The organism is Arthrobacter globiformis, assembly GCF_003261175.1.
Lineage (GTDB): Bacteria > Actinomycetota > Actinomycetes > Actinomycetales > Micrococcaceae > Arthrobacter > Arthrobacter globiformis_A.
This window is the reverse complement of record NZ_QLNP01000096.1, coordinates 1-23,597: the sequence shown is the minus strand read 5'-3', so window position 1 is coordinate 23,597 and position 23,597 is coordinate 1. Positions and strand designations below refer to the sequence as shown.

At 66.5% G+C, this 23,597-nt stretch carries 26 protein-coding genes; 16 read left to right on the top strand and 10 right to left on the bottom strand.

Annotated features, from left to right (window positions below):
- The first annotated feature begins 111 nt into the window (after window positions 1-111).
- The gene (locus DBZ45_RS16040; RefSeq protein WP_111904875.1) at window positions 112-1,161 is read left to right on the top strand and encodes a thioesterase domain-containing protein; all 1,050 of its coding nucleotides are present in this window, start codon (window positions 112-114) and stop codon (window positions 1,159-1,161) included.
- Here DBZ45_RS16040 and DBZ45_RS16035 read toward each other — a convergent pair.
- A complete protein-coding gene (locus DBZ45_RS16035; RefSeq protein WP_111904874.1) occupies window positions 1,158-1,988 on the bottom strand; it encodes an HAD-IIA family hydrolase in 831 nt (276 codons plus the stop codon). The genes DBZ45_RS16040 and DBZ45_RS16035 overlap by 4 nt on opposite strands.
- Before the next feature lie 52 nt (window positions 1,989-2,040).
- Between DBZ45_RS16035 and DBZ45_RS16030 the strand changes: the two genes are divergently transcribed.
- From DBZ45_RS16030 to DBZ45_RS16015, 4 genes are all read left to right on the top strand, one after another.
- Window positions 2,041-2,727 carry a TrmH family RNA methyltransferase gene (locus DBZ45_RS16030; protein ID WP_111904873.1) on the top strand — a complete coding sequence of 229 codons (687 nt, stop codon included), beginning with the start codon at window positions 2,041-2,043 and terminating at the stop codon, window positions 2,725-2,727.
- Window positions 2,728-2,858: 131 nt separating this feature from the next.
- Window positions 2,859-3,791 carry a hypothetical protein gene (locus DBZ45_RS16025; RefSeq protein WP_111904933.1) on the top strand — a complete coding sequence of 311 codons (933 nt, stop codon included), beginning with the start codon at window positions 2,859-2,861 and terminating at the stop codon, window positions 3,789-3,791.
- A 200-nt stretch (window positions 3,792-3,991) separates the two neighbouring features.
- Window positions 3,992-5,011 carry a class II fructose-bisphosphate aldolase gene (fbaA, locus tag DBZ45_RS16020; RefSeq protein WP_111904872.1) on the top strand — a complete coding sequence of 340 codons (1,020 nt, stop codon included), beginning with the start codon at window positions 3,992-3,994 and terminating at the stop codon, window positions 5,009-5,011.
- Between the two features lie 2 nt (window positions 5,012-5,013).
- Window positions 5,014-5,436: a DUF3151 domain-containing protein gene (locus DBZ45_RS16015; RefSeq protein WP_111904871.1), complete on the top strand. Its 423-nt coding sequence runs from the start codon at window positions 5,014-5,016 to the stop codon at window positions 5,434-5,436.
- 70 nt (window positions 5,437-5,506) lie between these two features.
- Here DBZ45_RS16015 and DBZ45_RS16010 read toward each other — a convergent pair whose 3' ends face one another.
- Window positions 5,507-6,139, bottom strand: a complete 633-nt coding sequence (locus tag DBZ45_RS16010) for a uracil-DNA glycosylase (RefSeq protein ID WP_111904870.1) — start codon at window positions 6,137-6,139, stop codon at window positions 5,507-5,509.
- Between the two features lie 473 nt (window positions 6,140-6,612).
- Between DBZ45_RS16010 and DBZ45_RS16005 the strand changes: the two genes are divergently transcribed.
- The 4 genes from DBZ45_RS16005 (at window position 6,613) to DBZ45_RS15990 (ending at window position 10,112) form a co-directional block, all read left to right on the top strand.
- Window positions 6,613-7,902 (top strand): adenylosuccinate synthase, encoded by a 1,290-nt coding sequence (locus DBZ45_RS16005; protein ID WP_111904869.1) that lies wholly within the window; start codon window positions 6,613-6,615, stop codon window positions 7,900-7,902.
- Between the two features lie 251 nt (window positions 7,903-8,153).
- On the top strand, window positions 8,154-8,687 hold the full coding sequence (locus DBZ45_RS16000; RefSeq protein WP_111904868.1) for a hypothetical protein: 534 nt from the start codon (window positions 8,154-8,156) through the stop codon (window positions 8,685-8,687).
- Between the two features lie 103 nt (window positions 8,688-8,790).
- Window positions 8,791-9,339, top strand: a complete 549-nt coding sequence (locus DBZ45_RS15995; protein ID WP_111904867.1) for an RNA polymerase sigma factor — start codon at window positions 8,791-8,793, stop codon at window positions 9,337-9,339.
- Complete coding sequence (locus DBZ45_RS15990; RefSeq protein ID WP_111904866.1) at window positions 9,336-10,112, top strand: hypothetical protein; 777 nt, start codon at window positions 9,336-9,338, stop codon at window positions 10,110-10,112. Before DBZ45_RS15995 ends, DBZ45_RS15990 begins: the two co-directional genes overlap by 4 nt.
- 127 nt (window positions 10,113-10,239) lie before the next feature.
- Here DBZ45_RS15990 and DBZ45_RS15985 read toward each other — a convergent pair whose 3' ends face one another.
- From DBZ45_RS15985 to acs, 4 genes are read right to left on the bottom strand one after another with little or no spacing between them, the layout of a single operon-like run.
- A complete protein-coding gene (locus DBZ45_RS15985) occupies window positions 10,240-10,734 on the bottom strand; it encodes a CoA-binding protein (protein WP_111904865.1) in 495 nt (164 codons plus the stop codon).
- Window positions 10,731-12,083, bottom strand: a complete 1,353-nt coding sequence (locus tag DBZ45_RS15980) for an O-acetylhomoserine aminocarboxypropyltransferase/cysteine synthase family protein (protein ID WP_111904864.1) — start codon at window positions 12,081-12,083, stop codon at window positions 10,731-10,733. The genes DBZ45_RS15985 and DBZ45_RS15980 overlap by 4 nt, the downstream gene beginning before the upstream one ends.
- Window positions 12,083-13,291, bottom strand: a complete 1,209-nt coding sequence (gene sfnG / locus DBZ45_RS15975) for a dimethylsulfone monooxygenase SfnG (protein WP_111904863.1) — start codon at window positions 13,289-13,291, stop codon at window positions 12,083-12,085. Before sfnG ends, DBZ45_RS15980 begins: the two co-directional genes overlap by 1 nt.
- Before the next feature lie 11 nt (window positions 13,292-13,302).
- Entirely contained in the window at window positions 13,303-15,504 is a 2,202-nt protein-coding gene (acs, locus tag DBZ45_RS15970) for an acetate--CoA ligase (protein WP_223257117.1), read from the bottom strand.
- Window positions 15,505-15,790: 286 nt separating this feature from the next.
- Here acs and DBZ45_RS15965 point away from each other — a divergent pair, with 286 nt between their 5' ends.
- A complete protein-coding gene (locus tag DBZ45_RS15965) occupies window positions 15,791-16,216 on the top strand; it encodes a CoA-binding protein (protein ID WP_111904862.1) in 426 nt (141 codons plus the stop codon).
- A gap of 18 nt (window positions 16,217-16,234) precedes the next feature.
- Here the strand turns inward: DBZ45_RS15965 and DBZ45_RS15960 are convergent, their stop codons facing one another.
- The gene (locus DBZ45_RS15960) at window positions 16,235-17,260 is read right to left on the bottom strand and encodes an isopenicillin N synthase family dioxygenase (protein WP_111904861.1); all 1,026 of its coding nucleotides are present in this window, start codon (window positions 17,258-17,260) and stop codon (window positions 16,235-16,237) included.
- 45 nt (window positions 17,261-17,305) lie between these two features.
- On the opposite strand from DBZ45_RS15960, the gene DBZ45_RS15955 reads away from it, so the two are divergent.
- Genes DBZ45_RS15955 through DBZ45_RS15935 form a run of 5 tightly spaced genes read left to right on the top strand, consistent with a single transcriptional unit; the run spans window position 17,306 to window position 19,555 of the window.
- Window positions 17,306-17,710, top strand: coding sequence for an MmcQ/YjbR family DNA-binding protein (locus tag DBZ45_RS15955; protein ID WP_111904860.1), 405 nt, complete (start codon window positions 17,306-17,308; stop codon window positions 17,708-17,710).
- Window positions 17,703-18,251: a DUF1990 family protein gene (locus DBZ45_RS15950; protein WP_111904859.1), complete on the top strand. Its 549-nt coding sequence runs from the start codon at window positions 17,703-17,705 to the stop codon at window positions 18,249-18,251. The genes DBZ45_RS15955 and DBZ45_RS15950 overlap by 8 nt, the downstream gene beginning before the upstream one ends.
- A gap of 13 nt (window positions 18,252-18,264) precedes the next feature.
- Window positions 18,265-18,915: a hypothetical protein gene (locus DBZ45_RS15945; RefSeq protein WP_111904858.1), complete on the top strand. Its 651-nt coding sequence runs from the start codon at window positions 18,265-18,267 to the stop codon at window positions 18,913-18,915.
- Between the two features lie 5 nt (window positions 18,916-18,920).
- Window positions 18,921-19,238, top strand: a complete 318-nt coding sequence (locus tag DBZ45_RS15940) for a putative quinol monooxygenase (protein ID WP_111904857.1) — start codon at window positions 18,921-18,923, stop codon at window positions 19,236-19,238.
- Window positions 19,239-19,261: 23 nt separating this feature from the next.
- A complete protein-coding gene (locus DBZ45_RS15935) occupies window positions 19,262-19,555 on the top strand; it encodes a DUF503 domain-containing protein (protein WP_111904856.1) in 294 nt (97 codons plus the stop codon).
- An 88-nt stretch (window positions 19,556-19,643) separates the two neighbouring features.
- On the opposite strand, the gene purL is transcribed toward DBZ45_RS15935, so the two are convergent.
- Genes purL through purS form a run of 3 tightly spaced genes read right to left on the bottom strand, consistent with a single transcriptional unit; the run spans window position 19,644 to window position 22,994 of the window.
- A complete protein-coding gene (purL, locus tag DBZ45_RS15930) occupies window positions 19,644-21,971 on the bottom strand; it encodes a phosphoribosylformylglycinamidine synthase subunit PurL (RefSeq protein ID WP_111904855.1) in 2,328 nt (775 codons plus the stop codon).
- The gene (gene purQ / locus DBZ45_RS15925; protein ID WP_111904854.1) at window positions 21,971-22,741 is read right to left on the bottom strand and encodes a phosphoribosylformylglycinamidine synthase subunit PurQ; all 771 of its coding nucleotides are present in this window, start codon (window positions 22,739-22,741) and stop codon (window positions 21,971-21,973) included. The genes purL and purQ overlap by 1 nt, the downstream gene beginning before the upstream one ends.
- Window position 22,742: 1 nt before the next feature.
- Complete coding sequence (gene purS / locus DBZ45_RS15920) at window positions 22,743-22,994, bottom strand: phosphoribosylformylglycinamidine synthase subunit PurS (RefSeq protein WP_003798434.1); 252 nt, start codon at window positions 22,992-22,994, stop codon at window positions 22,743-22,745.
- Between the two features lie 256 nt (window positions 22,995-23,250).
- Between purS and DBZ45_RS15915 the strand changes: the two genes are divergently transcribed.
- Window positions 23,251-23,535, top strand: a complete 285-nt coding sequence (locus tag DBZ45_RS15915) for a hypothetical protein (RefSeq protein ID WP_111904853.1) — start codon at window positions 23,251-23,253, stop codon at window positions 23,533-23,535.
- Window positions 23,536-23,597 lie beyond the last annotated feature (62 nt).

Sequence of the window (23,597 nt, the reverse complement as noted above, 5' to 3'; positions counted from 1 at the left end):
ACGACGGCGCGACCTCCCGCCGTCGTCCGCTCCGCTTTTGGCCCCTAAGCTTTTGGGCCGTAGGCCCCTGCCGCTTGTGCTGGCCCGCCGGGCTGTGCCTAGGGTAGTTCAGTGCCATACGAAGGGGCCGCGGGCCAGACCGGCCAGCAGAAGCCGCCGGGCGCAGACGCTGCCCGGCTTCTTCGGCGCGCCGCGAACCTCAAACGCTTCTCACGCCGGACCTTCCTCACTGGAGCCGGCGCCTCCACTGTCCTCGCCGCAGACATGCTGTTCACGAAGCGCGTGCAGGAGGAGCGGCAGGTCCACAAAATACTCGTGGTCGAGGACGACTTCGCGCAGAGTTACTTTCCGAATGCCAGCTGGATCCTGTTCCCCGGCTACAAGACAAGCTGGGAAGAGGCCCAGTGGATCCTCAATTCGCTTCGCGGGAGCCTCCGGCTGCGCGGCCAGCTCGCGGCGGCGGGGTATTCGAACCTCGGACTGGACATCGACCAGCTGGTCATCGCGGTGATTGAGCACGTCCGGGCACACAACCTCACCACGCTGTACTTCTACGGTCACAGTTTCGGCGGGATGGTGGCGACGCAGGTGGCAGCCCGGCTGCTGGAGCTTCATGGCGTCAAGGTTGAACTGATCGTGCTCGACGGCAGCCCCTACAGCAAGTTCGACGTCCTGGACCAGAGCTGGTTCGACGGCGTGGTGTTCCTCTACGAAAGCGGGTTCCGGATCCCCTCCGTGCTGCGCGGGGGCTACGAGCTGGGGGAGCGGGTGGTCCACAAGGACGAGCGCTCCTGGCGGCAAATTCTCGACCAGACGCTGGAGCAGCTGTCCCCGATCGCACCCTCCAGCGTGCTGGTGCAGACGGAATCCGCCTACATCTACCACTTCGATGCCACGCGCTTTGCGGGCCAGATCGGCGATACGCGCATGGCCTACATCGGAAATCCGCGGGACCAGACCGTCAACTACCGGACGGCCCGCGATTCCTGGGCGCAGACATTCGCCGGCAACATGGTCACGGCCGACCGGCAGACCACGGGCGCATTGCCCGCACACGCGAGCCCGGGCTGGAACCCGTTCGTGTACCGGCCCATCCTCGAGGACCTGGAGAACGAGATCTTTCCGCTGCCCGGGGGCGGCGGAAAGATGACACCGTTCTAGATCTGGTTCTTGAGGTCCGCCACGGAGTTCAGCACCTGGTTGGGCCGGAACGGGTAGGAGGCGATTTCGTCGCGCTGCGTGATGCCGCTGAGCACCAGGACGGTGTGCAGCCCTGCCTCCATGCCAGCGATGATGTCGGTGTCCATGCGGTCGCCGATCATCGCGGTGGTCTCCGAATGTGCATCGATCTGGTTCATGGCCGAGCGGAACATCATGGGGTTCGGCTTGCCCACAATGTACGGTTCCCGTCCGGTCGCCTTGGTGATCAGTGCGGCGATGGCGCCCGTGGCGGGCATCGGGCCGTCCTTGGAGGGACCGGTGGCGTCCGGGTTGGTGGCGATGAAACGCGCCCCCGCGAGGATCAGCCGGATCGCCATGGTGATCGCCTCGAAGGAGTACGTGCGGGTTTCTCCGAGCACCACAAAGTCGGGGTTCTGGTCGGTGAGGATGAAGCCGGCCTCGTGGAGCGCCGTCGTCAGTCCTGCCTCGCCGATGGTGTAGGCGCGGTTCCCGGAATCCGAACCCTGCACCTGGTCCTTCAGGAACTGGGCCGTGGCCAGGGCCGACGTCCAGATGTTCTCCTCCGGGATTTCCAGGCCGGAGGCCCGCAGCCGGGCGGCGAGGTCGCGCGGTGTGAAAATGGAGTTGTTGGTCAGGACCAGGAAGCGCTTTGAGGTGTCCACCCAGCGCTGGACCAGTTCCGCGGCCCCGGGAACGGCTTGGTTCTCATGCACCAGGACGCCGTCCATGTCGGTGAGCCAGCATTCAATGTCCTGGCCGCTGCGGTACACGGCCGCCGATGTCTTTACCTTGTCCACTTCTGCCATGTCATTCCTTCACCGAGATGTTTGCGTTCGGAGCCCAGTCTAGTGTTGAGGGGTGACGCAAACGCCCGGGACACCCGAACCCCAACCAGAACCATCCCAGCCAGAACAGAACGGGACGCCGGAGCCAAAGCCGGAGGTCGGCGTCGGGCCCTGGGAAGGTGAATGGCCGGAAGGCGGCCACTGGGATCCGGACCTCCTGACGGACGGCGACCGGCGCAACGTCGTGGACAAGTACCGGTACTGGAAGCACGAGGCGATCGTCGCGGACCTGGACGCCAAACGGCACGACTTCCACATCGCCATCGAGAACTGGCAGCACGACCTCAACATCGGCACCGTGGTGCGCACCGCCAACGCATTCCTCGCCAAGGAGGTCCACATCATCGGACGACGGCGGTGGAACCGGCGCGGGGCGATGGTCACCGACCGCTACCAGCACGTCCGCCACCACCCCACCGTGGAGGACTTCGTGGCCTGGGCGCAGGGGGAGGGGCTGGCCATCATCGGGATCGACATCTTCCCCGACTCCGTGCCGCTGGAGACCTATGAACTGCCGCAGAAATGCGTGCTGGTCTTCGGGCAGGAAGGCCCGGGGCTGACGCCCGAGGTGCATGAGGCGGCAGAGGCCACGCTGTCGATCGAGCAGTTCGGGTCCACCCGGTCCATCAACGCAGGCTCGGCCGCGGCGATCGCCATGCACGCCTGGGTCCGCCGGCACGTGTTCGGCCAGCACGTCTGACCCCCGCCGAGGTGGCACTTCACGGCAATGTTTGCGCATGACACTGCCGTGAAGTGCCATTTCGAAGCGAGTACGGCGTCTTTCCCTGTGGATAACCCCGGGGGCCGCTGACTGGGCGGCAACAATTGATCATGCGCAAGGCACCCCTCCCCGAGCACCTGAGGACGGGCTCCTTCTCCCTCCGCGCCGCAGATAAGGCCGGAGTTAGTAGGACCCGCACCGAGGCGAAGGACTTGGTCACGGTTTCGCGGGGCATCCGGATGCACCTCGCGTCGGAGGCGTCCGGAGCGGATGCGCTGCGCGCCTACACCGAGCTTGATGACGCCTCCGTGCTTGCCGTAGCCTCGGCCGCCAGAATTCTGCAGGCGTGCTTGCCCGTCTGGCTGGAGCGGGACTGGCGTATCCACGTGGCCCGCCGGCGCGGATTCAGCATGCCGCGCAGGGTGAACGTGGTGGGTCACCTGCTCACGCTACTCCCCGGTGAGGTCATTGAGTGCGACGGCGTCCGGCTCACGTCGCCTGCCCGAACCTGGCTGGACCTGGCCTCGATCCTGACCGTCGACGAACTCGTTGTTGCCGGCGACTCGCTTGTGTGCTCGCACGGCCCGGACTTTCCTCGGCCACGGGAGCCAATGTGCACTGTCGAGGACCTTCGGGCTGCCATCGCCCGGCACCCCGGGATGCGCGGCATACGCAACGCCAGATCCGCGGTGGAATTGGTCCGAGTGGGTTCGGATTCCCAGCCTGAAACGAGGATGCGCCTTCACCTGATCAGAAGCGGCTTGCCCGAACCCGTTCTGAACCATGTGGTGACGGGCGTTTCTGGAAGGCCGGTGCTTTGGCCGGACGCCGCTTCGCCGGCGCAGCGAGTAGCGGTCCAGTACGAGGGCTCGCACCACAATGCCGCCGACCAGTACCTGCGGGATATCCGGCGCGCGGACGTTGCGGCAGAGCAAGGCTGGCTTGAGGTCCGGGTGTCGAAGTTCGACCTTGCCGGCGAGCGTCCGGCCGTCGTCGGCAAGGTCCGGGCGGCGTTGCAGAGCCGGGGCTGGCGCGCGAGATGACACTTCGCGGCAGTGTCCGCGCCCGAGACTGCCGCGAAGTGCCATCTCGATGGGGGCGCCGGCGCTCGGGGGCAAGTGTTACCCGGCCGGGTGACCCAAACCACGGCCCGTGCAAAGAAATGGCTAGGATGGTTCCTAGCCGACGAGGTTCACTCCAGGGTCAACAAAACCCGCAGACGAAATTCACTTTAGGAGTCAGCATGCCCATTGCAACCCCAGAGATCTACTCCGAGATGATCGACCGCGCAAAGGCGGGCGGCTTCGCATATCCCGCCGTTAACGTCACGTCCTCGCAGACGCTGAACGCCGCGCTGCGCGGCTTCGCCGATGCTGAGTCTGACGGCATCGTCCAGGTTTCCACCGGCGGTGCCGCGTACTGGTCCGGCGCCTCCACCAAGGACATGGTTGCCGGTTCGCTGGGCTTCGCCGCGTTCGCCCGCGAAGTGGCCAAGAACTACGGTGTGAACATCGCGCTGCACACGGACCACTGCCCCAAGGACAAGCTGGACGCTTTCGTACTGCCCCTGCTGGCCGCTTCGGAGGCTGAGGTCAAGGCCGGCCGCAACCCGCTGTTCAACTCGCACATGTGGGACGGCTCCGCCGAGACGCTGCAGGAAAACCTGCGCATCGCCCGTGAACTGCTGGAGCGCACCGCTGCGGCCAAGATTATCCTCGAGGTCGAAATCGGCACCGTCGGCGGCGAGGAAGACGGCGTCGAGAACGAGATCAACGAGAAGCTCTACACCACGGTGGAAGACGCCCTTGCCACCATTGATGCCCTCGGTGCCGGCGAGAACGGCCGCTACATCACCGCGCTGACCTTCGGCAACGTGCACGGTGTGTACAAGCCCGGCGGCGTGAAGCTGCGCCCGGAGATCCTGAAGGACATCCAGGCCCAGGTCGGTGCGAAGATCGGCAAGGAAAACCCGTTCGACCTCGTGTTCCACGGCGGTTCCGGCTCCTCGGACCAGGAAATCGCGGACGCCGTTTCCTTCGGCACCATCAAGATGAACATCGACACCGACACCCAGTATGCCTTCACCCGTCCAGTGGCGGACCACATGTTCCGCAACTACGACGGCGTGCTGAAGGTTGACGGCGAGGTCGGCAACAAGAAGACCTACGACCCCCGCGTCTGGGGCGCCTCGGCTGAAGCCGGCCTGGCAGCCCGCGTGGTTGAAGCCACCAAGCAGCTTGGCTCGGCCGGAAAGACCTTCTAGTCGTGTCCGACGAGTTCCGCAGGAACCTGATGGGTCCCGAGCCCACACTCCTGCCCGCCGAGACCGAGGTCTACCAGCACCTCGCGCTCGGTGCTGAAGCACTGGACCTCGTGGAAAAGCACCCCACGTCGTCGCTGTTGTGGGCCGTGCTGGCCGAGGAGGCGTGGTCGGAAGGCCGCACCATCGATTCCTACGCCTACGCACGGGTCGGCTACCACCGCGGCCTGGACGCGCTTCGCCGCAACGGCTGGCGGGGTGTGGGACCCATCCCGTGGGAGCACGAGCCCAACCGCGGCTTCCTGCGGGCGCTTTACTCACTGGGCCGCGCTTCCGCCGCCATCAACGAGGCGGAAGAGCCCCAGCGCATCGAGAAGTTCCTCAACGACTCGGACCCCGCAGCCAAGGCTGCCATCGAGGGCAAGTAGTTCCCCGCCGCCTCCCTCGCTTCGTTCCGCTCAGCCAGGGAACCCTCGGCGGCGGCGGCGCCGTCGTATGCTAGCTGGCCCTCTGCAGGCCGGTGCGGGCCATGGCGTCGGCGTAGGCAACGTGCATCTCGTCGAGGTACTGCTTCTGCCGCTCGGGGCTTCCGGCGAAGGAGCGGCCGCTCAGCGAACGGACCTTGTAGGTCTTGAGCCCCCGGCGCCAGAGCAGCGGGACCTCGGTCTTGAGCAGCAGGCCGGCAAGGCGGTTGGCCTCGGTGCCGTGGGCCACGATGACCGAGGCACGGGGGACCAGTGCCAGGAATTTCAGCAGCGGCTTGAGGCCGGCCTGAATCTGGTCGGGGGTGAACTTGCCGTTCGGCTCATCCGGCGTGTGCCACGGGTGGACGTTCCACGGCATGATGAATTCCGGCCGCAGGCCCAGCTTCCACTGCAGGCCCAGCATGCGGGTGGCAGCGTCGTCGTCGCCCGGCATGATGAAGCCGGTGGGCGATGCCGTGCCGATGTTGGAGAAGAGGCTGATGATGCGGCATTCGTCGACGTCGTGTGCGGGGTCGACGTACGGCACCTGGGTGCCCGGCTTGGCGCTCTGCAATGTATCGCAGAGCTCATTGACAGCGGCAACGTTGGGCTCGTAACGGCGCCTAAGAAGCTGGTCATGGAAGGATTCGGTAGCCAGAGCGGTCATATGGTGCTGTGTCTCCTGCAGGTGGGTCGCGCCGCCGCGCCGCAGTCCGGCACGCCGCTGGCATGCCCGAGTGCGGCGTGGTGAGAAATGAGGTGTGGGCCGGTACCTGACCGGCCCTTCCCAGTTTAGCAAGGCGTCCGAACCGCAGGGTTCCGCTCCGCGCGCCGCCGCCGCCGACACGCGGGGGAAAGGGCCTGCAGGGCAGCAAATGAGGGCTAAATCACTTCCAAGAGCCGTTCGGTGGCGAGGCGTGCGCCTTCTCCCAGAGCCTCGAGCTTTGCGACGGCGATCTGCGGGTGGACCATCCGCTAAACTTGGGTGGTAAGAGCCCCGGAACTCTTGCGTCCCTTTCCCGGTCAGCGCGGCGGGTTCGGACGACGAATTCGGGGCATTCTCATGAACGGCGCCGACCTCTGGTTGAAGCACCTCGGTGATCCAGCCGGGCTAGGCCCGAACGAATGGGGGAGGATCCCATGCCAGCAATCGTGATCGTCGGAGCCCAATGGGGCGACGAAGGAAAAGGTAAGGCCACCGACCTGCTTGGCGGCCGCGTCGACTATGTCGTGAAGCCGAACGGCGGCAACAACGCCGGGCACACCGTCGTCGTAGGCGGTGAGAAGTATGAGCTCAAGCTCCTTCCGGCCGGCATCCTCAGCCCCAACGCCGTCCCCATCATCGGCAACGGCTGCGTCGTCAACCTGGAGGCACTTTTCCAGGAGATCGAAGGCCTCGAAGCCCGCGGCGCGGACACCTCCAAGCTGCGGGTTTCCGCGAACGCCCACCTTGTGGCCCCGTACCACCAGGTGCTGGACAAGGTCACCGAACGCTTCCTCGGCAGCCGCGCCATCGGCACCACCGGCCGCGGCATCGGGCCCACCTACATGGACAAGGTTGCCCGCCTCGGGATCCGCGTCCAGGACGTCTTCGACGAGTCCATCCTGCGCCAGAAGGTCGAAGGGTCGCTGCGCCAGAAGAACGAGCTCCTGGTCAAGGTCTACAACCGCCGCAGCATCGAGGTGGATGAAGTGGTCAACTACTTCCTCTCCTTCGCCGACCGGCTGCGCCCCCTGGTCATTGACAGCACCCTCGTGCTGAACACAGCCCTGGACGAGGGCAAGGTGGTGCTCATGGAAGGCGGCCAGGCCACGTTCCTCGACGTCGACCACGGCACCTACCCGTTCGTCACCTCCTCCAACCCGACGGCGGGCGGTGCCTCGGTGGGTTCGGGCATTGGCCCCACCCGCATCTCGCGGTCCATCGGCATCATCAAGGCGTACACCACCCGCGTCGGCGCTGGCCCGTTCCCTACGGAGCTGTTCGACGAGATGGGCATGTACCTGCAGAAGACCGGCGGCGAATTCGGCGTCAACACCGGCCGCCCGCGGCGCTGCGGCTGGTACGACGCCGTCCTGGCCCGCCACGCCTCCCGGGTGAACGGCTTCACGGACTACTTCGTCACCAAGCTTGACGTCCTCACCGGCATCGAACAGATCCCGGTGTGCGTGGCCTACGACGTCGACGGCGTCCGGCACGACGAGATGCCCATGACCCAGACGGAATTCCACCACGCCAAGCCCATCTTCGAATACTTCGAAGGCTGGACCGAGGACATCACCGGCGCCCGCACGCTGGCTGACCTGCCCGAGAACGCCCGCAACTACGTGCTGGCCCTCGAGAAGCTGTCCGGCACTCGGTTCTCCGCGATCGGCGTCGGACCGGACCGCGACCAGACGATCGTGGTCAACGATTTGATCCTTGACTAAAACTGACTGACGCCGGAAGCGTCCGGCAACAACAGCTCAAGCAAGCAGTTCCCGACGGCGGCGGGTCACCTTACGGTGGCCCGCCGCCGTCGTGCTCTCCGGGCAGAAAAACATCCCGTCTGAAAAAAGTTTCCGGAACCGCGTAACCTGCCGGCCCGCGGCTGCGATTACGTATGTGTAAGCGCCGGGCAGGAGGTTGTCCCCCATCGGCCTCCGACCCGGCCTTCAATCAACCAAAGGATTTTTTTCTGATGAAGAGTGTTAGCAAGACCACCAAGATTGCTGTTGCAGCCGCCATCGTCGCTGTTGGAGGTTTCTCCGGCATCGGACTGGCCAATGCCGCGCAGGTTTCCAGCTCGCAGCACGCAGAGGTGACCCCCGCTACGCCCGCCACCCCGGCCGTTCCCGCCACCCCTGAGGTTCCGGCAGTGCCCGCCGTCCCGGCCGCGCCGGCTACTCCGACGGTTCCTGCCGCCCCTGCCGCCAAGGCCAAGGCTGCCGGCGAAGCCGCGGACGCAGCCGACGCCGCAGTGGAAGCTGACAAGGACAACGCCAACGCCAACGTCTCCGCCGGTGACAAGGCTGCAGGCGCCGACGTGACCGCGGCAATCCCCGCTACGCCCGCTGTCCCCGGTGGTGCCGGCGTTCCGGCCACCCCGGCCCTTCCCGCCACCCCGGCCGTTCCGAACGTTGCGGACCACGTGGCCAAGCCGGCCGCACCGTCCGTCGCTGCAGACGCTGACGTCAAGGCCGACGCTGCTGCCGACCTGCCCACCGGCAAGTAGTCCACAGCACGCGAAACAGGGCGTTCCCCGAATAGGGGCGTGAGGTGTGCGGCGGCTAGGCTTACTACCGCCGCACACCTGCAGTAAAGGGAAGGACCGCTCCTTGGCAGCTCAGCTGACCGACGACGAATTGTCAGCAGCCCTGTCTGGCGACCCTTCCGGCTTCAGCGCTGTCTACAGCATCATTTCGCCCGCAGTCCTCGGTTATTTCCGGGCCCGCGGGGTGGACGACGCCGAGGCCCTCACGCAGGACGTCTTCGTGGATGTCCTGCCCAAGCTCAGCAATGTCAGGGGCGGCCACTCCGGGCTGCGGACCTTCATTTTCTCCGTGGCGCACGCCCGGCTCGTGGACTACCACCGCCGGTCCGCGAGAACGCCGCAGCTCACCGAATTCGACCCGCTCCTGGATGAGCGCCGGTCGAGTTCCGCCGAGGACGAGGTGCTCGGTTCGCTGGGCGGAATCACTTCTTCACTTGCCATGCTCAACGACGACCAGCGGGAAGTGCTGGTCCTGCGGATCGTCGCGGACCTGTCGGTGGAACAGGTGGCCGGCATCATGGACAAGACCCCGGGGGCCATCAAGCAGCTCCAGCGCCGTGGGCTCATCGCCCTGCGCGAACTCGTCAAGGAAAAGGACCACGCAGCATCATGAGTGTCACGCCGGCTGGCCGCGAAGAGGGAGAGATCCAGGCGATCCTCCTGGATTCCGGGCTCGAAGACGACGCCGATCTCCGCAGGTCCCTCGAAGAACTGCGCGGGCTCGCCCAGGACGCCGCACCCCGACCGCGGGCCGATCTCGCCGCCCTGCTCGCCCACGGTGCATCCGCTGCAGGCGTACCCGCGTCGGTAGTGCCCGCCCAGGAACCGGCCATGCGACGCGCCGCCTCCAACGTGGCGAGCCTTGAACTGCACCGCCGCAACCGGCAGCGGCGCATGGGCTTTGTGGTGGGCGCCGCAGTGGTCGGTGCCATGGGGCTCGGAGCCGGCGCTGTCGCCGCATCCAGCGAGGACTTCCGCAACAGCGTGGGCCACACCGTGGTCCGAATCTTCCAGCCGACCAGCGAGACAACCGCGCCGACGCCGGTGCCCACGTCGCTCGCCGGCATCCCGGCGGCTCCGGCGCCGACTGTTGCTGCACCCAGGCCATCGGTTACCGGAACGGCTGCTTCGCCGTCGGCACCCGTGACGCCCGCCCAGACGGATCAGGCTCCCGCGAAGGATTCATCGAACTCCTCGGCGTCAAAGGGTCCCTCCGGCGAGGCCGCAAAGAGCAAGATGCCGACGCCGGGCCGGCCCAGCCAGCTGCCCACGGTCCCCGGAACCGGCGTGACTCCCCACGTTCCGGCGAAGCCGCTGCCGGCAGTGCCCACGCTGCCGGGCGGCATGCCGACCGTTCCGGCCAAGCCGGTCCCCGGCACGCCCTAACGCGGAGCAACCCCCACGGGAAAAAGTTTTGGAATCCGCGTAACCCTTTCGGGTTCCCTGTCGATTACCAAAGTGAGAGTGCCGGGCTGGAACTTGTCCCCCATCAAATTCCAGCCCGGCATTTTTTCTAGGCCAGGACCTGGCGCTTCGAGGAGATCACTCCCGTATCGAACCCGGCAAGGTGAAGCCCGCCATGGAAACGCGCGTGCTCGATCTTGACGCAACGGTCCATCACCACGCTCAGTCCCGCGGCCTCGGCATCCTGCGCCACGCCCTCGTGCCACGATCCGAGCTGCAACCACAGGGTCTTTGCGCCGGCAGCGACGGCCTCGTCCAGCACGCCGGGCAGGTCGTCGTGCTTGCGGAACACGTCCACGATGTCCGGGCTCTCCGGCAGGTCCGCGAGTGAGGCGTAGGTGGGCTGGCCGAGGATCTCCTTGACCACAGGGTTCACGAAGTACACCTTGTACCGCGTCGAGGATTGCAGATAGGTGGCCACGAAATAGCTCGCCCGGGACGGCTTGTCCGAGGCGCCCACTATGGCAATCGACTTCGCCTCCCGCAGCAGGTTCAGACGCTCCGGCGCGGAGGGACCGGCCCAGGTTCTGTCAGTGGTGCTCATGCCCGTGCTCCAATCGTGCAGGAATCAGCAGGTTCTTCGAGGACGACGGCGTCATCCGCCGTCGCGCTCTGCGCTTCGGTAAGCGCCTGGTCCAGGTCCCAGAGGATGTCGTCGATGTCCTCCAGGCCAACCGAGATGCGGACCAGGTCCTCCGGAACGCCGGCGGATTCCAGCTGCTCATCGCTGAGCTGCTGGTGGGTCGTGGAGCCCGGGTGGATCACCAGGGTGCGGGCATCGCCCACGTTGGCCAGGTGCGAGGCCACCTGCAGGGACTCGATGAACTTCTGGCCGGCCGCCCGGCCGCCCTTCACACCGAAGGAGAACACGGAGCCCGGCCCCAGCGGCAGGTACTTCCGGGCCCGCTCGAAGTGCGGGTGGGAGGGCAGGCCGGAGAAGTTCACGTAGGCCACGCGTTCGTCGGCCTCGAGCCACTCGGCCACGGCCTGGGCGTTTTTCAGGTGCTCGTCCAGGCGCTGGGGGAGGGTCTCCACGCCCTGCAGCAGCTGGAATGCGGACTGCGGTGAGAGGGCAGGCCCGATGTCGCGCAGCTGTTCGCAGCGCAGCTTGGTGAGGAACCCGTATTCGCCGAAGTTTCCCCACCAGGACACGTTGCCGTAGGAGGCCACGGGCTCGGTCATGGTGGGGAACTTGCCGTTGCCCCAGTTGAACCGGCCGCTCTCCACGATGACGCCGCCGAGGGTGGTGCCGTGGCCGCCGAGGAACTTCGTGGCGGAGTGAATCACGATGTCCGCGCCGTGCTCAATCGGCCGCACGAGGTACGGCGTGCTCAAGGTGGCGTCGACGACGAGGGGGATACCGGCGTCGTGCGCCACCGTTGCCAGGGCCGCCAGGTCCTGGACCTCCGACGACGGGTTGGCCACGACCTCGACGAAGATCGCCTTGGTGTTCTCCTGGACCGCCGCCGCGTAGTCGGCGGGGTCGGTGCCGGGGACGAACGTGGTGTCCACGCCGAAACGGCGCAGGGTCACGTCGAGCTGGGTGACCGTGCCGCCGTAGAGCTGGGACGCCGCCACGATGTGGTCGCCGGCCTGGGTGAGGGCGGCGAAGGTGATGAACTCCGCGGCCATGCCCGACGACGTCGCCACAGCGCCGATGCCGCCCTCCAGCGAGGCGATGCGCTCCTCGAACGCGGCGACTGTGGGGTTGCCGATGCGGGAATAGATGTTGCCGTATTTCTGCAGCGCGAAGAGGTTGGCGGCGTCCTGGGTGTCCTTGAAAACGAAGGACGTGGTCTGGTAGATGGGCACGGCGCGCGCGCCGTGCTCGGCGTCGGGAGTGCCGCCGGCGTGCAGGGCGCGGGTGCGGAATCCGAATTTGCGGTCAGCCACTAGACAGTCACCAGCCCGGTGGCTGAGCCCGCCGAAGCCGCCGGCGTCTGGGACAGGTCCAGCTCGGTGCCATGCTTGCGGGCCAGGTCGGCCTCAAGTTCCCGGACGATGGGCAGGATGTCCTGGCCGAAGGCGGCGACCTCCTCCTGGAAGTGCAGGTAGCAGGTCAGGAACAGGTTCACGCCGGTCTTCTTGTACTCGACGATGCGCTCGGCGATCTGCTCGGGGGTGCCGATCAGCTGCGTTTTGAAGCCGTCGTTGTACTGGATCAGGTCCTCGAACTTGGAGTCAGCCCACATGCCCTTGCCGTCCTTGGTGGACGCGCCGGCTTCCTGCACAGCGTCCCGGAAGCCCTGGACCGCGGGCTTGTGCGCCTTCTCCACGATCTCGCGGAGGGTGTCGCGGGCTTCCTTCTCCGAGTCACGCGCAATGACGAAGCCGTTGAGGCCAAACCTTGGGGCGGCCAGTTGCCCTTCCGTGCCGCGCTTGGTCTCACCCGAAGCAGCGACGACGCCGGCGATGTTTTCCTTGAAGCCTTCAAGGTCCTTGCCGTTCGAGAAGTACCAGTCGGCGACGCGGCCTGCGGTGGCCTGGGCCGCCGTGGAGTTTCCGCCGAAGAAGATCTCCGGGTGGGCGCGCCCCGGAACGTCCACGGGGGCCGGGTTCAGGGTGAAGTCCGTGATGTTGTAGTACTTGCCGGCCTGGCTGTACTCCTTCTCGGTCCACAGCCCGCGCAGCACCCTGATGAATTCCTCGGTGCGGACGTAGCGTTCGTCATGCTCCAGCCATTCGAGGCCAAAGTTGGTGAATTCGTTCTTCAGCCAGCCGGAAACGATGTTGACGGCGGCTCGGCCGTTCGAAATGTGGTCGGCGGTGATGATGTACTTGGCCAGCACGCCGGGGTGCCACATGCCCGGGTGGACGGCGGCGATCACCTTGAGGCGTTCGGTGGCGGCGAGCAGGGCGAGGCTGAAGGACGTCGCCTCGTGCTGCTTGTCCGCCCCGTAGGATGCGGCGTAGCGGGTCTGGGTCAGGGCGTATTCGAAACCGGATTCCTCCGCGATGCGGGCCAGCTTCTTGTTGTAGTCGAAGTCCCAGCTGGTGCGCTGCTCAATGGTGGAGACCACCAGGCCGCCGGAGACGTTCGGCACCCAGTAAGCGAACTTCAGCGGTTCGGAAAGACGGGCTACGTTGCTGATGTCATTCATGAATTGTTCCTTTACTTCTGCCCGGAGTTGGGGTTTCCGGGGACGGCGGCAGCGCGGCTGTGTAGCGCTTTCTGGATACCGGCAATGGCCGGTTCGTTCTGGAGTGAGGTGGTGTCGCCCAGCGCGGTTCCCTCGAAAAGCTGGGTCAGCAGACGGCGCATGATTTTGCCGCTGCGGGTCTTGGGTACGTCGGGGACAACGACGATGTCGCGTGGCTTGGCGATCGGGCCGATCTCCTTGGCAACGTGGTTGCGGAGGGTTTCGCTGGTTGAGCTCGCCGAAACCCCGTTCTTCAAAACAACAAACGCGACGACGGCGTGCCCCGTTTTGGGATCGGCGACCGGACAGACGCCCGCTTCCACCACATCCGGGTGGGTGACGAGGGCGGACTCAATCTCGATCGTGGAGAGCAGGTGGCCTGAGACGTTGAGCGTGTCGTCCACCCGCCCCAGGATCCAGATGTCGCCGTCGTCGTCGTACTTGGCGCCGTCGCCGGCAAGGAACCAGCCCTGCTCCGCATACTGGCTCCAGTAGGAGTCGAAGTAGCGGCGCGGGTTGCCCCAGACTGTCCGGGCGATTGCCGGGCCGGGCTGGTCCACGACGATGAAGCCCTGTACCCCGGGTGCGGTGCGGTTCCCGGCCTCGTCCACCACGCGGGTGCTGACACCGGGCAGCGGCCGGGCGGCGCAGCCGGGCTTGAATTCTGTGTCCGTGGGCGCAGGGGACATGATGGTGGCCCCGGTTTCGGACTGCCACCAGGTGTCCACCACGGGGGCGGACCCCGCACCCAGGTTGTCGCGGAGCCAGCGCCACGCCTCCGGGTTAACGGCCTCTCCCACGGTGCCGAGCAAACGGATGGAGGAGAAGTCGTAGCTGTCCGGGACGCCGTCCGGGAACCAGCCCATGAGCGAGCGGACCAGGGTGGGCGCTGTGTAATACTGCGTGACGCCGTAGCGTTCGATGATCTCGAAGTGCCGGCCCGGGTGCGGGGTGTTGGGCGTGCCCTCGAAGATCACCTGCGTGACGCCGTTGGAGAGCGGACCGTAGATCTCGTAGGTGTGCGCGGTGACCCAGGCGAGGTCGGCGGTGCACCAGTGCACATCCTGGTCCCGGAGCGCAGGGTCCGGGTTGCTGAACAGGTGCTCGAAGCTCCACGATGCCTGGGTCAGGTAGCCGCCGGATGTGTGAACCAATCCCTTGGGCTTACCCGTGGTGCCGGAGGTGTACATGATGAACAGGGGAGTCTCGGCGTCGAACGCCTCCGGTTCGTGCACGTCGGAGGCGGGTTCGACGACGTCGTGCCACCAGACGTCGCGGCCTGCGGTCATGGGGACCGTTGCGAGATCGTCGGGGGCCGTGGTGCGGTTGATGACCAGGACGCGCTCGATGGCGTTGTCCCCGGCGACGGCGGCGTCTGCGTTGTCCTTGACCGGCACCGCGACGCCGCGGCGGAACTGGCCGTCGGTGGTCACCAGTAGCTTGGCTCCGGTGTCCTCGACGCGGAACCGGAGTGCCTCGGCGGAAAATCCGCCGAACACCAGGGAGTGGATGGCGCCGATCCGGGCCACGGCGAGGGTGATGATGACCGTTTCCGGAATCACCGGCAGGTAGATGACCACGCGGTCGCCCTTGGTAATGCCGAGGGACAGCAGCGCGTTGGCGGCCCTGGAGACTTCACGCTGCAGTTCGGCGTAGGTGATAGCGCGGCGGTCGCCCGGTTCGCCCTCGAAGAACAGCGCCACCTTGTCCCCGCGGCCGGCGACGACGTGGCGGTCCACGCAGTTGTACGCGACGTTCAGCCTGCCGCCGTCGAACCACTTGATCTCCGGCCCACGGCCGGCTTCGACGTCGGCGGGCCGCCAGCTGTGCGCCGTGTGCCAAGGCCTGTGGGTGCCAGGGTCCCGGGTCCCAGATTCCTGGCCGCCGGGGCGCTCGGCCCAGTCCAGCCGGAGGGCCTGTTCCTCCCAGAAGGCAACATTGCCGGCGTCCACAGTGGGGGTGGTGCCGCTGTGACGCGCCGGCCCGTCGCTGGGGACGCCGTGCACTGCGCCGTCCGTTGGCTCGGTCGAGGACCATCCCGAAGAGCCGCTGAAGGAGCCGGGCGCGTCACGCAGCCCTGCTTCGTTCGCCGTCGCGTCCGAAGTGGTTCGTGGGGTTGCCTCGGATGGAATCCGGGCAAGGGTGGGCAGGGCAGAAGTATTCTCTCGGGTCATTGCAGCACTCCATCGGTCCTGGCAGTAGCACCCCTGGTCCTCCGCCGGAACGGAAAAACAGTGACGTGGGAATGGTCGTCTCACGTCACCGGGGTTGCTGCGGCTTCATCGATCCAGGTCTCTCGGCCGCTCGGGATGGTCACTATCTACTAGAGCCGAGTTGCAAGATTTCTCAAAATTGGCGCCTTTGGAGCTGTAATATTCGTTCATCACGACCCTCAGTCGCTGCCCGTCATCCACATATTCGGAAAAGGCCGCTAAATTACCGCAGGAGTAGAGTTGAAGCATGGCTCACGAAAACGATCCGGCGGTTGTCGACCGACTCATGCGAACGAAGGGCACCTGGGCCATCGTTGGCCTGACCCGGAATGAGTGGCGCTCGGCGTACGACGTCTCGCTGTTTGTCCGCGACCGCATGGGCATGGAGATCATCCCGGTTAACCTGCCGGGCGACGACGTGCACGGAGAGAAGGGCTACCGCTCCCTCTCCGAGATTCCGGCGGAAAAGCACCTGATCGACGTCGTGGACTGTTTCGTCAACTCCCAGAAGGTGGGGCCCGTCATTGACGAGGCCATCGCCGTCGGCGCCAAGGCAGTGTGGCTGCAGCTCGGCGTGTTCGACGACGCGGCCGTGGAGCGCGCGAAGGCCGCCGGGCTGGACGTCGTCGTGAATTCATGCCCTGCCCGCGAAGGGTGGCGCGTGGGCATCTAGCCCGTGCAACGCTCCGGGTCAGGACCTCATCAGCGCGGGGTAGTGACGCTCGGTCACGTCCGGGTGGGCACGCATCCGGCCCTTGAGCATGTTCAGACCGAACGAGGCGAGCATCGGGTTGGCGGGGTCGTCTGAGATGCCGCGCGCCTGGGCCTTGAGTTCCGTCGGGAGTGGCACCGGATCGATCACCGCATCAAGGCGGGGCGACCAGAAAAACGGCACGGAGTAACGGTCCACGCCGGGCGGCGGAGCTTTGACCCGGTGGATGGTGGCGGCCAAATACCCCTCGGTGGCCACTTCGAGCATTTCGCCCAGGTTCACCACCAGCGCTTCGGGGATGGGTTCCACCGGTGCCCATGCGCTGGCGCCCGGAGGCAGCACTTCGAGGCCGCCCACGTCATCCTGGAGCAGGAGGGTCACAAATCCGTAGTCCGCATGGGAGCCCACGCCCTGGTCTCCGGCTGCTTCCACCACGCCGCCGACGTAATGGACCAGCTTGCCCATCCAGGCGGGGGTATCCCCGAACGGCTCATCGAAATAGTTCTCCGGCTGCTTCAGGGACACGGCGATGGCCCGCATGAGCTCCGCCCCCACCTTGGACATGAGCTCGGCCCAGGCCATCGCCGCCTGCTTCAGCTCCGGCATGGACTCTGGCCACAGGTTGTGGCCCTGCAGGAGCCAGTACGGCTGCTCGGGCGGATAGTCCTCCACGGGCTCCCGATCGGGTGAGTAGTCGATCTGCTCGCGCGCATCCGCCCTTCCCTGCGTGACCTCCGTGCCCATCCTGGTGTAGCCACGAAAATGCGGGGACAGCCGGTTGTCCAGCTTCATGCGTTCCTCGAGGGGCAGGTCGAAAAAGCGCCTGATCGTCGCCAGCAGCTCCTTAGCCTGGCCGGGTGCACCGCCGTAGCCGATGACCTGGAAGAAACCGACGCGGTGCGTGGCATCGCGGAGCTCCTCGATGAATTCCGGGTTGAACGAGCCGTCGGCCCGGCGCGCGGAGCCGAGGTCGAGCACAGGGATGGTCTCCTGGGCAGCTGCCATGTTCGCAGACTAGCACCGCCCGGAAAGGGTTTGTAGGCTCGCAGCATGGATCAAGCCGCCCTGAGAAAAATCTGCCTGTCGTTTCCCGGCGCCTTCGAGGATTTCCCGTTCGGTCCTGAAACCTCGGTGTTCAAGGTCAGGGCTGCCGTGTCCGGCGGGGCGCGGCAGGAGGCCAAGATGTTCGCGTTGTCTGCCATGGATCCTGATGACTGGTCGGTGAGCCTCAAGTGCGAGCCTGCCTTGGCGGAACAGCTCCGGGCCGTGCATCCCGAGATCACCGGGGCGTGGCACATGAACAAGACGCACTGGAACGGCGTCCGGCTGGACGGCGGCCTGCCGGACGACATGGTCCGGGACATGGTGGAGGACTCCTACGACCTTGTGGTTGCCTCGCTGAGCCGGAAACAGCGGGACCAGCTTGGCTGGGCCGGGCAGGTGCGCAATGGCTGAAAAGCGGCTGGCACGGGGTGCCCTCAACTACGCGGAGATCGGTGCCACCGAGCACGGCGGCTCACCGGCGGGATACCGGCATGCGGCATCCCGGACCTATCTGGGGGATGGGACTGACGTGTACCGCCGGGTGGCCCAGGGGATCCTGGCCTGGGAGCTGCAACGCCGGTCCGGGCTGCGGGTCCGGGCCGAGTCCGACGTCGTTGTTCCCGGCGCGCGCGTGGTGAGCGGATTCGGCGTCGGGCCCTTCCGCCTCAATGTGCCCTGCGAGGTGGTGTGGGTGCACCGTCCCGTGCCGGGCGGCGGTCCGCAGTCGGCCGGCTTCGGTTACGGCTCCCTGCCGGGCCACCCGGTGCGCGGTGAGGAGTCGTTCGAGGTGGAGATCAATGCCCAGGGACGGGTCTGCCTCAGCATCACGGCGTTCAGCCGGCCGTCCAACTGGTTCTACGCTGCCGGCGGCGCGCTGGCCCGCCGCGCGCAGCGCCTCATGACTTCCCGATACATTGAAGGTGCACGCCAACTCGCCGCAGGTGAAAGCTGATCAGGAGAGGTACATGCTGGACCAAAAGAGCCTTGACCTTTTGTGGAACTTCGAGGATCCGAAGCTGTCCGAGCAGCGATTCCGGGACGCGCTGGCCGACCCGCGGTACGACGCCGACGAACGGGCCGAACTCTCCACGCAGCTGGGGCGGGCCATCGGGCTCCAGGGCCGCTTCGAAGAGGCCGACGCCCTGCTCGACTCAATTGATGGGGACGAGCCGACGGTTGGTGTCCGCGTCCTGCTGGAGCGCGGGAGGGTCCTGAACTCGAGCGGGCACGCGGCCATGGCGGTGCCCCTGTTCGAGCAGGCGGCCGAGCTCGGTGACCATCTTGGCGAGGAGTTCCTTGCGGTGGACGCACTGCACATGCTGGCCATCGCCGACGCCGCCCATGCGGAGCTCTGGACCCGCAGCGCGCTGGAGTACGCCTCGACGGTCCACGACGAGCGGACCAAGCGCTGGATGGTGGCGCTGCACAACAACCTGGGCTGGACCCTGCACGGAGCAGGCCGGCTCACCGAGGCCCTCGTGGAGTTCCAGCTGGCCGAGCAGTGGGCAGAACGCGTCGGAACCCCGGCCCAGCAGAAGTACGCCCGCGAGGCCATCGAGGAGTGCGAGCAGGCGCTCGCCTCCGGACAGAACGCACAAACCCAAGGAAAGGCATAAATCCCGTGATATTCATCGTCGTCAAGTTCAAGGTCAAGCCGGACTGGTCCGACAAATGGCTCGGCCTCGTGGCCGACTTCACCGAGGCCACCCGCCAGGAGCCGGGCAACCTGTGGTTCGACTGGTCCCGCAGCGTGGACGACCCCAACGAGTTCGTCCTGGTCGAAGCGTTCCAGGACGATGCCGCCGGGGACCATGTCAACAGCGCCCACTTCAAGAAGGCCATGGCGGACATGCCGCAGGCCCTCGCGGAGACCCCGCGCATCATCAGCCGCCAGCTCGACGGCGACGGCTGGGACGCGATGGGCGAACTCACGATCTAAACCCCGCCGCTAGCATTAAGGGCATGTGGATCGGCTGGATCGAGTTCGACATCCTTCTCGGCGACGTGCACAGCCTCAAGGAGAAGCGGTCTGTTGTTCGGCCGCTGCTGGCCGAGGTCAAACGGCGCTATGACGTCTCCGTGGCTGAGGTGGGGGATCATGACCAGTACCGGCGCACGAGGATCGGCGCGGGCCTGGTTGCCGCGGACCGGGCGCACCTCGTGGAGGTGCTCACCGCCGTCGAACGCTTCGTGGCGTACCGCCCCGAGCTGGAGCTCCTAAGCGCCCGGCAGCGGGAGATCCACAGCGAAGATTAAAGCAACGCGGGGTCACTTCGAGCCCAATCCGGGTGGATTATTGGGCGGGAAGTGACCCCGCGTCGTTTGGCCTGGGCGGCGGTGGGGACTAGCCGAAGTACTTCGGCAGCGTGGCCTCATGGGCTTCGCGGAGGGCATCCAGCGAGAGGGTGTCCACGCCGTTGATCTCCAGCTGTCCGCTGGCTGCGTCCACCACGCCGATGCGCAGGTGCTCGAAGCCGCGGGCGGTGCACATGTCCTTGAAGCGCACTTCCTCGGAACGCGGAACGCTCACGACGGCGCGGCCCTGGGTCTCGGAGAACAGCGCGGTAAAGAGGTCCACGCCGTCGCGGTCCAGGACGTCCTGCAGCGCGATCCGGGCGCCCACGCCGTAGCGCAGCGACGCTTCAACGAGGGCCGCGGCAAGGCCGCCCTCGGAGAGGTCGTGGGCCGAGTCCACCATGCCGTCGCGGGACGCGTTGATCAGGATCTCGCCCAGCGCACGCTCGGCCTCGAGGTCTACCTTGGGCGGCAAACCGCCGAGGTGGCCGCGCAGGTTGGACCATTCCGAGCCGTCCAGCTCTGCGGCCGTGGTGCCCAACAGGTAGATGGCTGCGCCGTCTTCCCGCCAGCCCGACGGCGTGCGGCGGGCAACGTCGTCGAGCTTGCCCAGCACTGCCACCACCGGGGAGGGGTGGATGGGCGTGGTGCCGGTCTGGTTGTACAGCGAGACGTTGCCGCCGGTGACCGGGATGCCCAGCACCATGCAGGCGTCGGAAAGGCCGCGGATGGCCTCCGCCAGCTGCCACATGACGTCCGGGTCCTCGGGGGAACCGAAGTTCAGGCAGTCGCTGACGGCCATCGGCACGGCGCCGGAGGTGGCCACGTTGCGGTAGGCCTCGGCCAGTGCCAGCTGGGCGCCGTGGTACGGATCCAGGTAGGTGTAGCGGCCGTTGGCGTCGGTGGCCAGGGCAACGCCCAGACCGGATTCCTCGTCCACGCGGACCACGCCGGCGTCGTCCGGGAACGCCAGGGCGGTGTTGCCGCCGACGTACCGGTCGTACTGGTTGGTTATCCAGGACTTGTCGCACATGTTCGGCGAGGCAACGAGTTCGGTGACGGCCGCGGCCAGTTCCGCCGGGGCGGAGGGGCGGCCGGCGTCCTGGACGGACCCGGTGAAGGAGTCGGCCTGGAGGGCGTCCTGCCACTCGGGGCGCGCGAACGGTCGGTCGTAGACCGGACCGTCGTGGGCCACGGTGCGCGGGTCGACGTCGACAATGACTTCGCCTTCCCACGTGATGATCAGGCGTCCGCTGTCGGTAACTTCACCGAGCCAGGCGTATTCCACGGCCCACTTGTCCATGACGGCTTCGAACGCTTCGACGTTCTCCGGCGTCACGACTGCCATCATGCGTTCCTGCGACTCGGACATCAGGATCTCGCCCGGGGTCAGGGTGGGGTCGCGCAGCAGGACGGAGGTCAATTCGACGTTCATGCCGCCGTCGCCGTTGGACGCGAGCTCGGACGTGGCGCAGGAGATGCCCGCGGCGCCAAGGTCCTGGATGCCCTCAACCAGCGAACCCTTGAACAGTTCAAGGCAGCACTCGATCAGGACCTTTTCGGCGAACGGGTCGCCCACCTGGACCGCGGGCCGCTTGGACGGCTTGGTGTCATCGAAGGACTCGGAGGCGAGCACCGAGGCGCCGCCGATGCCGTCGCCGCCGGTGCGGGCACCGAACAGGACCACCTTGTTGCCCTTGCCGGAGGCGTTGGCCAGGCGGATGTCCTCGTGGCGCATAACGCCCACGGCCAGCGCGTTGACCAGCGGGTTGCCCTGGTAAACGGAATCGAAGACCATCTCGCCGCCGATGTTCGGCAGGCCCAGGGAGTTGCCGTAGCCGCCGATGCCCGCGACTGCGCCGTGCATGACGCGGGCGGTGTCCGGGTGGTCGATGGCGCCGAAGCGCAGCGGATCCATCACGGCAACCGGGCGGGCGCCCATGGAGATGATGTCGCGGACAATGCCGCCGATGCCGGTGGCCGCACCCTGGTACGGCTCAACGAACGACGGCGAGTTGTGGGACTCGATCTTGAAGGTCACGGCCCAGCCGTCGCCCAGGTTGGTGACGCCGGCGTTCTCGCCGATGCCCACCAGCATGTCCTTCTTCATCTCGTCGGTCACCTTCTCGCCGAACTGGCGCAGGTGGTTCTTCGAGGACTTGTAGGAGCAGTGCTCGCTCCACATCACGGAGTACATGGCGAGTTCCGCGCCGGTGGGGCGGCGGCCCAGGACCTTGACGATCTCGTCGAACTCGTTCTGCTTCAGGCCGAGTTCGGCCCACGGCAGTTCGGTGTCCGGCGTCTTGGCCGCGTGCTCGACGGTGTCGATGTTGAACTTCTTGGTCTCGGTGATCGAGCTGGTAGAGATCTCGGTCATTAGTTCGCTCCCACAATCTTGTTGAGTACCGAGGTGAAGAGACCGAGGCCTTCGGTGTCGGACCCGCCGATACCGTCCAGCGACTCGGGGCCGAAGCCCACCTCCACGGCGTGCTCGGGGTGCGGCATGAGGCCCACCACGTTGCCGGCGGCGTTGGAGATGCCGGCAATGTCGCGGCGCGACCCGTTCGGGTTGAAGCCCACGTAGCGGAACACCACGCGGCCCTCGGCCTCGAGGGCGTCGAGGGTCTTCTCGTCCGCGATGTACTGGCCGTCCTGGTTCTTCAGCGGCACCGTGATTTCCTGGCCCGCGGCGTAGTCCCCGGTCCAGTAGGTGCTGTTGTTCTCGACCCGCAGCACCTGGTCGCGGCAGATGAACTTCAGGTGGTCGTTCTTGATCATGGAACCGGGCAGCAGGTGCGACTCGGTCAGCAGCTGGAAGCCGTTGCAGATGCCGAGCACCGGCAGCTTGGCGTCCGAGTTGGCGGCGTCGATGATCTTCGACATCAGCGGGGCGAAGCGCGCGATGGCGCCGGCGCGCAGGTAATCGCCGTAGGAGAATCCGCCCGGCAGGATGACGGCGTCGACGTCGCCCAGTTCGGAGTCTCCGTGCCAGAGCTCCACGGGCGTGCCGCCCGCGAGCCGGACCGCACGGGAAGCGTCCCGGTCATCCAGGGTGCCGGGGAAAGTCACGACGCCGATCTTCGCGCCCGCGAGGCGCGGTTCGGCGGCGACGGCGATTGCCTCGCCGATCAGGGGAAGTTCAGTCATCTCAGGCCTCGACGACCTCGACGTTCACGACGTCCTCGATCACCGGGTTGGACAGCAGGGTTTCGGCGGCATCGCGGGCCTGGGCCAGGATGTCCTCGGTCACCTCGCCGTCAACGGTCAGTTCGAAACGCTTGCCCTGGCGTACAGAGCTAAAGCTGGTGAAGCCCAGGCGGGGGAGTGCTCCCACGATGGCCTTCCCCTGCGGGTCCAGAATCTCGGGCTTGGGCATGACGTCGACAACGATCCGGGGCATCCGGTAACTCCTGTGCGTGTGCATTGGGTAAGGGCGCAGCGGAGTGGTGCCGTCTCACGCCATTCCTTAAAATTGCCTGGCCGGTTCAAATGGCAGGGCATTTAAATGGCATGGTGTGGACGGGCGCTCCGCGAGCTTGCATGCCTATTCTACCGGCCGCGGCGCACCTCTCCGTATTCGGTGCGGCGGACGCCGCAGCGAGGGAAGAACGACGCCGGCTCTGGTCCGCTGCGGGCGCGCTCAGTAGGATTGCGGAATGGCTGAGAATTCGAAATCCGTCCTGTTGCCTGTGATGGCCGTCGCCGTGTTCGCTGGCCTCGGGAGGATGGTGTTCCAGAAGGTCAAAGCCGACCGCGCGGCCCGCCAGAACCCTGCCGGGCAGACCCGCGGTGGGTCGGGCGGTGCCGGGCAGACCCGCGTTGGGCGCCTGGTTGGGCGCAGTGTCGGCCGTGGCGCTGCCGGGCGTGACCGCGTGGCCGGTCCCGTCGACGAGAAGACGCGCCAGTGGATCAGCGAGGTGGTCCGCACGCCCCGGCAGTAGCTTTCGGCGAGGCGGCAGCACAGACTTCAACTTCCAGCGGCGGGCGCCCTTTCCGGGCGCCC